This window comes from Pseudomonas putida (genome assembly GCF_001636055.1).
In the GTDB taxonomy this organism is placed as follows: Bacteria; Pseudomonadota; Gammaproteobacteria; order Pseudomonadales; family Pseudomonadaceae; genus Aquipseudomonas; species Aquipseudomonas machongensis.
The window spans coordinates 3974346-3986163 of the sequence record NZ_CP011789.1; the positions used below are offsets into that span (position 1 = coordinate 3974346).

At 61.8% G+C, this 11818-nt stretch carries 13 protein-coding genes; 3 read left to right on the forward strand and 10 right to left on the reverse strand.

Annotated elements, in window-relative coordinates; all coding sequences use genetic code 11:
• Positions 1-49: 49 nt before the first annotated feature.
• The gene (gene infC, locus AB688_RS17545) at positions 50-601 is read right to left on the reverse strand and encodes a translation initiation factor IF-3 (protein WP_172964767.1); all 552 of its coding nucleotides are present in this window, start codon (positions 599-601) and stop codon (positions 50-52) included.
• Positions 601-2523, reverse strand: coding sequence for a threonine--tRNA ligase (gene thrS / locus AB688_RS17550; RefSeq protein WP_054892051.1), 1923 nt, complete (start codon positions 2521-2523; stop codon positions 601-603). Before thrS ends, infC begins: the two co-directional genes overlap by 1 nt.
• Before the next feature lie 330 nt (positions 2524-2853).
• Here thrS and AB688_RS17555 point away from each other — a divergent pair, with 330 nt between their 5' ends.
• Together AB688_RS17555 and AB688_RS17560 are read left to right on the forward strand one after the other, a co-directional pair.
• Positions 2854-3156 (forward strand): hypothetical protein, encoded by a 303-nt coding sequence (locus AB688_RS17555; protein WP_054892052.1) that lies wholly within the window; start codon positions 2854-2856, stop codon positions 3154-3156.
• A gap of 163 nt (positions 3157-3319) precedes the next feature.
• Positions 3320-3532, forward strand: coding sequence for a cold-shock protein (locus AB688_RS17560; RefSeq protein WP_012313861.1), 213 nt, complete (start codon positions 3320-3322; stop codon positions 3530-3532).
• A gap of 89 nt (positions 3533-3621) precedes the next feature.
• Here AB688_RS17560 and AB688_RS17565 read toward each other — a convergent pair whose 3' ends face one another.
• The gene (locus AB688_RS17565; RefSeq protein ID WP_063545309.1) at positions 3622-3945 is read right to left on the reverse strand and encodes an I78 family peptidase inhibitor; all 324 of its coding nucleotides are present in this window, start codon (positions 3943-3945) and stop codon (positions 3622-3624) included.
• Between the two features lie 291 nt (positions 3946-4236).
• Here AB688_RS17565 and AB688_RS17570 point away from each other — a divergent pair, with 291 nt between their 5' ends.
• A complete protein-coding gene (locus AB688_RS17570) occupies positions 4237-4449 on the forward strand; it encodes a hypothetical protein (RefSeq protein ID WP_063545310.1) in 213 nt (70 codons plus the stop codon).
• On the opposite strand, the gene AB688_RS17575 is transcribed toward AB688_RS17570, so the two are convergent.
• From AB688_RS17575 to AB688_RS17605, 7 genes are all read right to left on the reverse strand, one after another.
• Positions 4421-5395, reverse strand: a complete 975-nt coding sequence (locus AB688_RS17575) for a nucleoside hydrolase (protein WP_419555243.1) — start codon at positions 5393-5395, stop codon at positions 4421-4423. The genes AB688_RS17570 and AB688_RS17575 overlap by 29 nt on opposite strands.
• A 116-nt stretch (positions 5396-5511) precedes the next feature.
• Positions 5512-5916 (reverse strand): D-ribose pyranase, encoded by a 405-nt coding sequence (rbsD, locus tag AB688_RS17580; RefSeq protein WP_063545311.1) that lies wholly within the window; start codon positions 5914-5916, stop codon positions 5512-5514.
• Positions 5913-6821 carry a ribokinase gene (gene rbsK, locus AB688_RS17585; RefSeq protein WP_063545312.1) on the reverse strand — a complete coding sequence of 303 codons (909 nt, stop codon included), beginning with the start codon at positions 6819-6821 and terminating at the stop codon, positions 5913-5915. The genes rbsD and rbsK overlap by 4 nt, the downstream gene beginning before the upstream one ends.
• A 9-nt stretch (positions 6822-6830) precedes the next feature.
• Entirely contained in the window at positions 6831-7853 is a 1023-nt protein-coding gene (locus AB688_RS17590; protein WP_063545313.1) for a LacI family DNA-binding transcriptional regulator, read from the reverse strand.
• A gap of 3 nt (positions 7854-7856) precedes the next feature.
• Positions 7857-8852, reverse strand: coding sequence for an ABC transporter permease (locus tag AB688_RS17595; RefSeq protein ID WP_063545314.1), 996 nt, complete (start codon positions 8850-8852; stop codon positions 7857-7859).
• The gene (locus AB688_RS17600; protein WP_155738250.1) at positions 8849-10402 is read right to left on the reverse strand and encodes a sugar ABC transporter ATP-binding protein; all 1554 of its coding nucleotides are present in this window, start codon (positions 10400-10402) and stop codon (positions 8849-8851) included. The genes AB688_RS17595 and AB688_RS17600 overlap by 4 nt, the downstream gene beginning before the upstream one ends.
• Positions 10403-10496: 94 nt before the next feature.
• Positions 10497-11450 carry a sugar ABC transporter substrate-binding protein gene (locus tag AB688_RS17605; protein ID WP_054892060.1) on the reverse strand — a complete coding sequence of 318 codons (954 nt, stop codon included), beginning with the start codon at positions 11448-11450 and terminating at the stop codon, positions 10497-10499.
• Positions 11451-11818 lie beyond the last annotated feature (368 nt).

Consider the following 11818-nt stretch of genomic DNA (forward strand, 5'->3'; position numbering starts at 1 on the left):
CATTCGATAAAATTACACAATAATCATCAGGCCTGCCGTGCCCGGGAGATTACTTCTTCTTTTTGGGAGCGATGACCATCATAAGCTGGCGTCCTTCCATCTTAGGATGCTGTTCGACGGTCCCGTATTCGACGAGGTCGGTTTCGACCCGCTTCAACAGTTCCATACCCAGCTCCTGGTGGGCCATCTCACGGCCGCGGAATCTCAGAGAGATCTTGGCCTTGTCCCCATCGGTAAGGAAACGTACCAGGTTGCGTAGTTTTACCTGGTAATCCCCTTCTTCCGTCCCTGGACGAAACTTGATTTCTTTGATCTGGATCTGCTTCTGGTTCTTCTTCGCTTCGTTGGCCTGCTTCTTCTTCTCGAAGAGGTGCTTGCCGTAGTCCATCACCTTGCAAACAGGTGGGACAGCGTCAGCGGAGATTTCCACCAGATCCAGCTTCGCTTCATCAGCGATACGAAGCGCTTCATCAATCGAGACGATGCCAATCTGCTCGCCATCAGCGCCAATTAACCGAACCTCGCGTGCCGAGATATTCTCGTTGATCGGTGCCTTAGGTGCAGTTCGTTTATCGTTTCTCATTTCACGCTTAATAGTCATTACTCCGATTCTTGGCGACCACGCCGGGAAACCGCATGCGACAGGAGCTCAGCGAATTGCGCGACGGGCATGGAGCCCAGGTCTGCGCCTTCGCGAGTACGCACAGCGACGGTTTGCGTTTCGACTTCGCGGTCCCCTATAACCAAAAGGTACGGGACCCTCAGCAACGTATGCTCGCGGATTTTAAAGCCGATCTTCTCATTTCTCAAGTCGGACTTGGCACGGAAACCGCTTCCGTTCAACGTTTTTTCCACCTCGAGGGCGAAATCGGCCTGTTTGTCGGTGATATTCATGATCACCGCCTGGGTCGGTGCCAACCACGCTGGGAACACACCGGCGTAGTGCTCGATCAGCATGCCGATGAAGCGCTCGAACGAGCCGAGGATGGCGCGGTGCAGCATCACAGGACGCTTACGGGCGTTATCTTCGGCGATATAGCTGGCATCCAGACGCTCCGGAAGATTCGGATCGTACTGCAGAGTACCGCATTGCCAGTTACGACCGAGGCAGTCGCGCAGGGTGAACTCGATCTTCGGACCATAGAACGCGCCCTCGCCCGGCTGGTATTCCCAAGCCAGACCGGATTCGTTCAAGGCGTCGGCCAGCGCACCTTCAGCACGGTCCCACAGCTCTTCGGAACCGACACGCTTGGCCGGACGAGTGGACAGTTTCATGGCGACGTCGGTGAAACCGAAGTCCTTGTACACGTCCAGGGTCAGCTTGATGAAGTCGGCCGCTTCCTTCTTCACCTGCTCTTCGGTGCAGAAGATGTGGGCGTCGTCCTGCACGAAGCCGCGCACGCGCATGATGCCGTGCAAGGCGCCGGACGGCTCGTTACGGTGGCAGGCACCGAATTCGGCCAGGCGCAGCGGCAGGTCGCGGTACGACTTCAGGCCTTGGTTGAACACCTGCACGTGGCACGGGCAGTTCATCGGTTTTACCGCGTAGTCGCGGTTTTCCGACGAAGTGGTGAACATGTTCTCGGCATAGTTGGACCAGTGGCCGGAGCGCTCCCAGAGGATGCGGTCGACGACCTGCGGGGTCTTGATTTCCTGGTAGCCGTTCTCGCGCTGGACCTGGCGCATGTACTGCTCGAGTACCTGGTACACGGTCCAGCCGTTGGCGTGCCAGAACACCATGCCTGGGGCTTCTTCCTGCAGGTGGAAGAGGTCGAGCTGCTTGCCGATCTTGCGGTGGTCGCGCTTTTCGGCTTCTTCGATGCGCTGGATATAGGCCGCCAGCTGCTTCTTGTCAGCCCAGGCGGTACCGTACACGCGCTGCAGCTGCTCGTTCTTGGCGTCGCCGCGCCAGTAGGCGCCGGACAGCTTGGTCAGCTTGAACGCCTTGAGGAAACGGGTGTTCGGCACGTGCGGGCCACGGCACATGTCGACGTATTCTTCGTGATAGTACAGGCCCATGGCCTGCTCGTCCGGCATGTCTTCAACCAGACGCAGCTTATAGTCTTCGCCACGGGTGCTGAACACATCGATGACTTCGGCACGCGGGGTCATCTTCTTGACGACGTCGTAGTCCTTGTCGATCAGCTGGTGCATGCGCTGTTCGATCGCAGCGAGGTCCTCGGGGGTGAAAGGACGCTCGTAGGCGATGTCGTAATAGAAGCCTTCGTCGATCACCGGGCCGATCACCATCTTGGCGGTCGGGTACAGCTGCTTCACCGCGTGGCCGATCAGGTGGGCGCACGAGTGACGGATGATCTCCAGTCCCTCTTCATCTTTGGGGGTGATGATCTGCAGGGTGGCGTCGTGTTCGATCAGGTCGCAGGCATCGACCAGTTTGCCGTCGACCTTGCCGGCCAAGGTGGCCTTGGCGAGGCCTGCACCAATGGATGCGGCAACTTCAGCTACGGTTACGGCCTTGTCGAACGAACGTTGACTGCCATCGGGAAGAGTAATGGTGGGCATGGCGCCTCCTCTCCTAGTGGTGACCCCTACCAAAGGTCACGTGGGTTGGGATGAGCCAGTACAAGATCCGACCTGCCTTTCCCGGAGGAAAGCCTGCCTCACAGCGGCAGAAGCCTTTCGGCCTGTCAGGGGCGAACCAGAGTGACTGGAAAGAAAACTTGCGCGCTGGACGTGAACAGCTGCAAGCCGACCATGCTAGCACGCGGCCTGCGCGTGACGCAGAAATATTTGGAATTTACGCCGGAGCGGTGAACTTGTACGGAAAAATTCCTATCAGACCCTCTGAAGCATCCTACTCTTGATGAGACCTAACCCAAGGAGTGTCTGGTTATGCGAGTTCAGTCTCTTCTGGCCGCGTGTGCCGCGAGCGTCCTGCTGCTGCCACTGGCCGCCACCGCAGGTAACTTCCCCGCCGGCAAGGAGGCAGCCTACATGACCCAGTGCCAGCAAGTCGCGACCGGCCAGGGCGTGGACGCGGCAACGGCGAAGAAGCACTGCGATTGCGGCGCCCAAGCCATCAAAAAGAATTTCACCGATAAGGAGATCCAGGACCTCGACAGCACGGACGGCGTCGACGCCAAGTTGATGGCGAAAGCCCAGAGCGTGGTACAGGCCGCCTGCAAGCCAAAATGATGACCCGCCGAGCCGCACCGATCGCGCATTGTTTGCGCCAGATCAGTATCCGGCTAAGGTAAACAGCGCTACATAAGCAGAATTAGACTATGATGTTGCCGGTGCTCCGTAGCCTCGGCCGCATTGCACCACTGAAAAACTAAATGTTCTGGAGATTCACCTCATGTCCAATCGCCAACAAGGCACCGTCAAATGGTTCAATGATGAGAAAGGCTACGGCTTCATCACCCCAGCAGGCGGCGGCGACGACCTGTTCGTACACTTCAAGGCCATCGAATCCGACGGCTTCAAGAGCCTGAAAGAAGGCCAGACTGTTTCCTTCGTTGCCGAAAAAGGCCAGAAGGGCATGCAGGCTGCTCAGGTTCGTCCGGAGTAATTCGGATACCGCAGTAAAAAAACCCGCCTTCACCGGCGGGTTTTTTCATGGATTCGGATTTATCCGGACAAACCATCTCCCTCGGGCGATCAGCCGCAGTTGGCGCGGATGACCTTGCCCTGCTCGTCGACGTTCAGGTTCAAACGATCGGAACGGTATTCCAGGGTGACGACATCATGGGGCTTGAGGATGCGAGCGGTCTGCGCGCCAGTTGCCTTGCGGGCCTGCTCAAGCAGCTCGGGCGTGCCCTGCTTGCCGACAGCGAAATCGGCACCACCGGCGCTGCAACGGCCATCGCCACCAGCAGGGGTCGTCGGCGCGGCGCTGCCGCCATCAGACGACCCACCGGTGCTGCAACCAGCCAGAACGGCAGCCATCAGCAAGGTCGCCAGGGAAGCGCGGGTACGAAACATGAATCCTCCTAATCGATCTCGGGAACTGTCATATGCGACCGCTCCGCTCACAGTTTGTTGCAAAACCGCTCAAGTCTGCCTGATCTCGCCCGATCAGGCCAAAAGCAATCGTGACCGGATTTTGCACCGTGGCGATTGGTTAGGGCGGGCGGCCTGCTTATGCTTAAGTCGCAGCGCAACGGCGGCAAAGGCATGATTTACTTGGCAGACGTGGAGTGCGTCTCGCCTCCCCCGCGAACGCCAGGAGCCGGTGTTCGACCCCAGGCACCAGGCACAGTCGCGAGTACCCCCATGAACACCCACAGCATAGACGCCGACATCAAGGTCAAATGGGCCGAGGGCCAGAGCGCCTACAGCCCGGGCACTCCGGAAGAATTACTGCTGATCGCCATCGACCTGCTGGTCCGTGATCGGGGCAGTGAAGCGGCGCGCAGCTTCATCGAACAAGTGTTCGAGCGCTACGCGCCGCACGCCGCTATTTCAATCGAGCCAGGCGAGCGCTGAGCAGGTCGAAGAAGCCCTGGGCGTCGCCGTTCTCGATCCACATCACGTTGGCCGGCTGCTTGAGCACGCCGTACCAGTCGGCGACAGTCTGGGCGAAGGTCGGGCCTTCGCGGCTGTCGACTGTCATGTGAATCTGCCTGCCACTGAACAGCTCTGGCTTGAGCAGGTAGGCGATGACCGTGGCGTCGTGCACCGGGCCACCACTCATGCCGTACTTGTCCATGTCGTACTTGATGTAGGCGTTGAGGATGTCCACCACCTTCTTGCTGGCGTCGTTGCCGACAGCGGCGAGCTGCTTGAGACGAGCGTCGCTGGTGATGATCTTGTGGGTCACGTCCAGCGGCAGGTAAGTCAGCTTGACGCCACTGGCCAGCACCACTTCGGCAGCATGCGGATCGGCGTAGAGGTTGAACTCGGCCACCGGGGTGATGTTGCCGCCATTGAAGTGGGCGCCGCCCATGATCACCACTTCCTTGATGCCCTTGACGATTTCCGGCTTCTGGATCAGCGCCAGAGCGAGGTTGGTCTGCGGGCCGAGCATGGCGATGGTGATGCTGTGGGGCTCGGCGGTATCGAGGGTGTCGACCAGGTACTGCACGGCATTGCCTTTGGCCAGAGGCTGCTTGGGCTCATGCACCGCGACACCGGTCAAGCCTTCCTCGCCATGGACATCGGCGGCGTAGATCGGCGTGCGCACCAGGGGGCGCCCCGCCCCGGCGTAGACCGGAATGTCTTCACGGCCGGCCCATTCGCGCGCCAGGCGTGCGTTGCGGGAGGTCTTGTCGAGACGCACATTGCCGGCGACGGTGGTGATGGCGCGGATCTTCAGCTCCTCGGGCGAGGCCATGGCCAGAAACAAGACCACGACATCGTCGGCGCCGGGGTCGGTGTCGATGATCAGGTCACGTGGGGCGGCGAATGCACTGGCAGCAGTCATCGTGGACATGAGCACGACTCCTTGTAGCAAACGTTTGGCTTTGTTGATCAACATCCCGCTTCACTCCTTTGCTTTTGTTGTTTGGTCTGTTTCGGGTGGGCGGGCCAATAAAGACGCCCTCTACCTCAGAACGTGACACCCGCAATCAACGCAATATTGCTGTAGGGCTTGCATTCCCCCGTGCGGACCACCGCCCGCGCCTGCTGGCTCAAGGCCTTGAACGCCTCGTGAGACATGCGCTGGCGCTCACCGAGCAAGCCCAGCGCATGCTGCTCCTCGACCTCCACCAGCCCAGACGGTGCGGCGCTGAAAATCTCCTCGGCCAACACATGCCGCTCCACCTGCATCTCGCTGAGCACTACGCGCAGCACGCTGGCAAAGTCCGGAATGCCCGGCGTCAATGCCAGGTCGATCAATTCCACCCCTGGTGGCACCGGCAGGCCGGCGTCGCCGATCACCAGGATGTCGCCGTGCCCCAAGCCGGCAATGGTGCGCGACAGGGCGATATTGAGCAGCGCGGTCTTCTTCATGGCGCCAACTCCTTAAGGAAGGGAATGGATGGCTGCGCCCCTGCACGTGTGACCGAGATGGCTGCAGCACGCTGCCCCCGCACGATCGCCTCGCCCTCCTCCAGCCCACAGGCAAGCCCCGCCGCGAAGCCACCAACGAAGGTGTCGCCTGCCGCCGTGGTGTCCAGCGGCTTGACCTTGGTCGCCGGGAAATGACGGCTGCCATGCTCGCTGACGAACAATGCACCTTCAGCGCCCAGGGTGACGATCACCTTGCCCGCACCCCATTCGCGCAGGCGCTCGGCGGCACAGCGAGCACTGTCGATATCGTTCACCGGCAGGCCGGTCAAGGCCTCGGCCTCGCTCTCGTTGGGGATGAGGTAGTCGATATGGGCGAACCACGCTCTGGGCAGCGGACCCGTCGCCGGGGCCGGGTTGAGAATGACCGTCTTGCCCAGCTCGCGACCGCGAGCCAGAGTCCACGCCACGGTGGCAGGTGGCACCTCGAGCTGGCAAATGATCACCTCGGCGTTCTGCAGCAACGCATCGAAGCGCTGCACCGACTCGGGGGTCAACAGGCCATTGCCGCCCGGGATGATGACGATGGCGTTCTGGCTGGCGGCATCCACCACGATCAACGCCACGCCACTGGACACGCCCGCGCAGACGCCCACCGCCTGGCAATCGATATTTTCGCTCTCCAGGGCCTGGCGCAACTGCTGGCCATAGGCGTCATCGCCGACATTGCCGACCATGGCCACGCTCGCCCCCAGGCGCGCGGCAGCGACGGCCTGGTTGGCACCCTTGCCGCCGGGCACGGTGAAAAAACTGTCGCCGGCGAGGGTTTCGCCGCCACGCGGCAGACGCTCGGCACGGGCCACCAGGTCCATGTTGAGGCTGCCGACCACTACGACCTTGGCATGCATGGGTCTTCCTTAGCGGTAATCATTGAACAGGTCCGGGCGCGGCCCGGTGGATTCGCGCAGCACGATACGCGGCGCGACGATACGTTGCTGCGCCGTATCGCGGCGCGGTGTAGCGATGCGCGACAGCAGCAACTGCGCAGCGCTGTCGCCCAGCTCGCGGATCGACTGGCCGACAGTGGTCAGCGGCGGATACACATAGCGGCTCAGCTCGATGTCATCGAAACCGATTACCGATAGCTGGCCAGGGACGTCGATATTGCGCTCGGCCGCAGCACGCAACACACCGAAGCCGATCATGTCGTTGCCCGCAAAGATCGCCGTCGGCGGCCTGTCTTCGAGCAACTGCGCAGCCGCTGCGTGCCCACCAGGGCTGGTAAAGTCGCTATGCAGCACGCGATCGGCGGCCACGTCCAGCCCGGCCTCGGCCATGGCGCGACGAAAACCGGTCACACGCAGTTGGCTGACGCCAGTCTCGGCCGGACCGCCGATGCAGGCAATGTCGGTATGGCCGAGTTCAAGCAGGTGGCGCGTAGCCAGATAGGCCCCCAGCTCGTGATCGATACGCACAAGGTCGGCATCGACACCTTCGAGGGCTCGGTCGACGATGACCATTGGCGTGCGCACGGCAGCCAGGCTTTCGAGCAGGTCACGGTCTTCGCCCACCGAGGCGACGATCAGGCCATCGATGCGTTTTTCCAGCAGCACCCTCAGGTAGCTGCGCTGCTTCTTCGGATCATCGTCCGAATTGCACAGGATCACGCAATAACCGTTGCGCTCGCAGCCGTCCTCGATACCGCGCGCCAGCTCGGCGAAGTACGGGTTGACGCTGCTGGGCACCAGCAAGCCGATGGTCGCAGTGCTGCGCGCCTTGAGCGAGCGGGCCACGGCGCTTGGAACATAGTCCAGTTCGGCGATGGCGGCCTCGACCTTCAGCCGCACGTGCTCGCTGACCGGACGGGTCTTGTTCAATACATGGGACACAGTGGTGTAGGAAATACCCGCCAGTGCCGCGACGTCTTTGATGGTTGCCATGGGTCAGTTCCGCCGGGTCGCACGCCGGCTGCGATAGGTATCGAGGACCACGGCGATGACGATCACAGCGCCAGTGATGATGCGCTTGGTTGGCTCGGAAGCGCCGATCTGCGCCAAGCCCGCAGCCAGTACGGAAATGATCAGCACACCGAAGAACGTGCTGATGATCGAGCCTCGCCCGCCCATCAGGCTGGTGCCGCCGATCACCACGGCGGCAATCACCTGCAACTCAAGGCCCGAGCCCGCATTCGGGTCAGCAGCCTCAAGGCGGGAAATCTGGAACAGCGCGGCCAGACCGGCCAGCAACCCCATCAGCGCAAACACGCCGATCTTGTACGGACGCGGGTCGATGCCTGCCAGGCGCACGGCCTCTTCATTGGTGCCGATGCCGATCAGGTAACGACCGAACACGGTGCGGGTCAGTACCAGCTGGGCGAGCACGATCACCAGTAAGGCGATGATGAAGGCCGGGGATATCCCGAAGGCGATCGGGTTGGAGAACCAGGAGAATGCGTCGCCGATATAGGCGGTGCGTGAATCGGTGAACTGGTAGGCCAGGCCGCGGGCCATTTCCAGCACGCCGAGCGAGACGATGAACGACGGAATGCGCCAGGCCACGGTGACCGCACCGGTGATGCTACCGGCCAGGGCGGCGATGGCCATGCCCAGGAGCGCGGCAGGCAGCACACTCCACCCCCAGCCGAGGATGGCGACGCTGACGGTCGAGGCGGCCAGGGCAAGTACCGAACCGACCGACAGGTCGATACCACCGATGATCAGCACGAAGGTCATGCCGACGGCCAACACCATGAGGTCGGGTATCTGGTTGGCCAGGGTGCTGAAGGTGGCGTACGAGAGGAAGTGGCTGCTCAGGAACGAGAACAGCACGATCATCGCCAGCAAGGCGCCGGCCAGCCCCAGGTAGGTGCCCAGGCCGAAATAAGTGCCGCTGCGGCGGGCCGGCGTGCTGCCGGCGGAGTCGAGGGAGGGGGTCTTCATACATCCATCCTGGGAGCTGCGTCATGCAGCAGTGCGTCACGTTTCTGATAACCGGCGAAGGCGGCGGCAAGGATCTGGTCCTGGCTCCAGCCATCACGGTCGAAGGTCTCGATCAGTTGGCCAGCGGAAAGCACGGCGATGCGGTCGCAGATCAGCATCAGCTCGCGCAGGTCACTGGACACCACCACCAGGGCCTTGCCCTGGCGGGCAAGCTCGGCCAGCAACCCATAGATGTCGAACTTGGCGCCGACGTCGATGCCGCGGGTGGGTTCATCGAACATCAGCACCTGGCAATCGCGCTCCAACCAGCGACCGATCACCACCTTCTGCTGATTGCCACCAGACAGCTCGCCGACCGCCTGGGCAGAGCTCGCGCTACGGATACGCATGGCGCTGATCTGCCGCTCGGCAAGCTCACGCTCGGCAGTGGCGTCGAGGATGCCGGCCCGCGATACCGCACCCAGGTTGCCCAGGGCGACATTGGCGCTGATCGAATGCGGCAGCAGAAGGCCCTCGCCTTTGCGGTCCTCGGTGATCAGCGCGATACCGGCGCGCACAGCGGCTTTGGGCGAGTCGATGACCACCGGCTGCAGCGGGCGTCCGAGCTGGATGCTGCCACTGTCGGCGCGATCGGCACCGTAGATCAGCCGCAACAGCTCGGTACGCCCGGCACCGATCAGCCCGGAGATACCGAAGATCTCCCCTGCCCTGACCTCGAACGACACATCGCGCACCTTGTCGCCACGGGTCATGTGTTCGACCTTGAGCAACGGCGCACCGATTTCGCGGCGGCCAAGGTCGATGTGCTCGCCGACTTCGCGGCCGACCATCAGGTTGACCAATTCGTTGCTGCTGTAGCGAGCAATCGGCTCGGCGCACACCAGCTTGCCGTCGCGCAGCACGGCGATGCGCTGCGAGACACGCTGCAGCTCTTCGAGCCGGTGCGAGATATAGACAATGGCCACGCCGCGCTGGCGCAGACGTTCGATCTGCGTGAACAACAGCTCCACTTCGCGCGCAGTAAGCATCGCAGTGGGCTCGTCGAAGATCAGCACGTGGCAGTCGCCGATCAGGTTGCGGGCGATCTCGACCATCTGCTGATGGCCAATGCCCAGCTCGCCGACCGGGGTGTCCGGATCGATGGCGTCCAGCCCGACCTGGGCCATGGCCGCGGTGGCCAACTGGCGCAGGCGCTTCTGGCTGATCCAGCCGGCGCGGCTGGGCAGGTTGTCGAGGAACAGGTTCTCGGCAACGGTGAGCGTGGGCAGCAGGTTGAGCTCCTGCATCACCATGCGCACACCGAGGCGCTCGGCCTCGCTGCGACTGCCAGGGCTGTAGGGTTTGCCGCGGTAGGTCATCTGCCCGGTGGTGGGAGTTTCCAGGCCACTGATGAGCTTGGACAAGGTGCTCTTGCCGGCGCCATTCTCGCCAGTCAGGGCGAGCACCTCGCCACCGCGCAGGTCTAGCGTGACATCGCCGAGAACGGGCTGGGCGTACGTCTTGCCCAGGCCGGTGACACTGAGCACGGATTCATGGGCCGACATGGCCACCTCTCTCATGGAACGCGCTGCAACTGCTTGAACTGGCGCTGACTCTGCGGGAGCGGCGAACCACCGCTGCATCGGACTCAGCGCACTGCCAGCATCACTTGGTGATCAGTTCTACCGGTGTCTGGATGACATTGTCGGCATCGACATCAGGCTTCTCGCCCTTGACCATCTTAAGCGCCGCCTGGATACCGAACACGGCCTGCTGACTGGCTGCCTGGTCGAGCGTGGCGAGCACACGGCCGTCCTTGAGCATCGGCTTGATGGCGTTGATGTTGTCGTAGCCGACCACCTGTACCTGGCCGGTCTTGCCGGCAGCACGCACAGCCGAGACCGCGCCCAGGGCCATGCTGTCGTTACCCGCCAGCAGCGCCTTGAGATCGGGGTATTCGTTGAGCATCGAGGCGGCAACGGCGTTGCCCTTGTCGATTTCCCAGTTGCCAGACTGCACCGAGACGATCTTCATCTGCGCGGCCTCCATCGCATCCTTGAAGCCCGCGGTGCGCTGCTGGGCGTTGGTGGTGGTCGGCACACCTTCGATGATGCCAACCTGATCGCCGGCCTTGAGCTTCTCTTTCACCAGGTAATCGCCAACCAGACGCGCGCCCTTGCGGTTGTCGGGGCCAACGAACGGCACGCTGATACCTTTGCTCTTGAGCACTTCGGGGTCGAGGCGGTTGTCGATGTTGACCACGGTGATGCCCGCGTCCATGGCTTTCTTGATCACAGGCACCAAAGCCTTGGAGTCGGCCGGAGCGATGACCAGGGCCTTGGCGCCGGTGGCGATCATCTGCTCGACGATACGGATCTGGTTGCCGGTGTCGGTTTCGTCCTTGATGCCGTTGGCGACAAGTTCAAAATCGTTGGGATGTTCTTTCTGGTAGGCCTTGGCGCCATCCTCCATGGTGCGGAAGAACTCGTTGGCCAGCGACTTCATGACCAGCGCGACCTTGGGCTTGTCCTCGGCATGGGCCTGGGACAGCGGGATGGCGAGAGACAGGGAGGAGAGAATGGCAATAGCCAGCAGACGACCTGGGAACGGCAGCTTCATGGGATAACTCCGAATCTTGTGATTTTTATCGGACCGCAAACGTTTGCGCTGCCTTACTATGGGAACAGGAACAGGTTTTGTCAAATGACTTTCCGGGGTTCCAGCTCCCGTCGTACTGCTCGGAGATTATCCGGTAAATAGTCGGAAAACCGAATAGCTCTCGTAGAGATTGTTCGGATTTCCGAATAGCAAAACACCCGCAACCCGCCTCGTGGGAAAGCCCGTGCCTACCATGGCAGCGCCGTAGTTAAGTGCTCCATACACCGCTGGGAGCGGGTTTGCCCGCGAAAAATCCGACTCAATTCGCCCTGCGCCTCACCACTGCCGTACCCCTTGGTACGGAACCTGCCTACAACCCTGTGCGAATA

Coding starts and splice junctions, on each gene's coding strand:
- rbsK (WP_063545312.1), bottom strand. CDS start 6,821: ATGCATGCCAAGGTCGTAGTGGTCGGCAGCCTCAACATGGACCTGGTG.
- thrS (WP_054892051.1), bottom strand. CDS start 2,523: ATGCCCACCATTACTCTTCCCGATGGCAGTCAACGTTCGTTCGACAAG.
- AB688_RS17560 (WP_012313861.1), top strand. CDS start 3,320: ATGTCCAATCGCCAACAAGGCACCGTCAAATGGTTCAATGATGAGAAA.
- AB688_RS17570 (WP_063545310.1), top strand. CDS start 4,237: ATGAACACCCACAGCATAGACGCCGACATCAAGGTCAAATGGGCCGAG.
- AB688_RS17595 (WP_063545314.1), bottom strand. CDS start 8,852: ATGAAGACCCCCTCCCTCGACTCCGCCGGCAGCACGCCGGCCCGCCGC.
- AB688_RS17605 (WP_054892060.1), bottom strand. CDS start 11,450: ATGAAGCTGCCGTTCCCAGGTCGTCTGCTGGCTATTGCCATTCTCTCC.
- AB688_RS17590 (WP_063545313.1), bottom strand. CDS start 7,853: ATGGCAACCATCAAAGACGTCGCGGCACTGGCGGGTATTTCCTACACC.
- AB688_RS17565 (WP_063545309.1), bottom strand. CDS start 3,945: ATGTTTCGTACCCGCGCTTCCCTGGCGACCTTGCTGATGGCTGCCGTT.
- AB688_RS17575 (WP_419555243.1), bottom strand. CDS start 5,395: ATGTCCACGATGACTGCTGCCAGTGCATTCGCCGCCCCACGTGACCTG.
- AB688_RS17555 (WP_054892052.1), top strand. CDS start 2,854: ATGCGAGTTCAGTCTCTTCTGGCCGCGTGTGCCGCGAGCGTCCTGCTG.
- infC (WP_172964767.1), bottom strand. CDS start 601: ATGACTATTAAGCGTGAAATGAGAAACGATAAACGAACTGCACCTAAG.
- rbsD (WP_063545311.1), bottom strand. CDS start 5,916: ATGAAGAAGACCGCGCTGCTCAATATCGCCCTGTCGCGCACCATTGCC.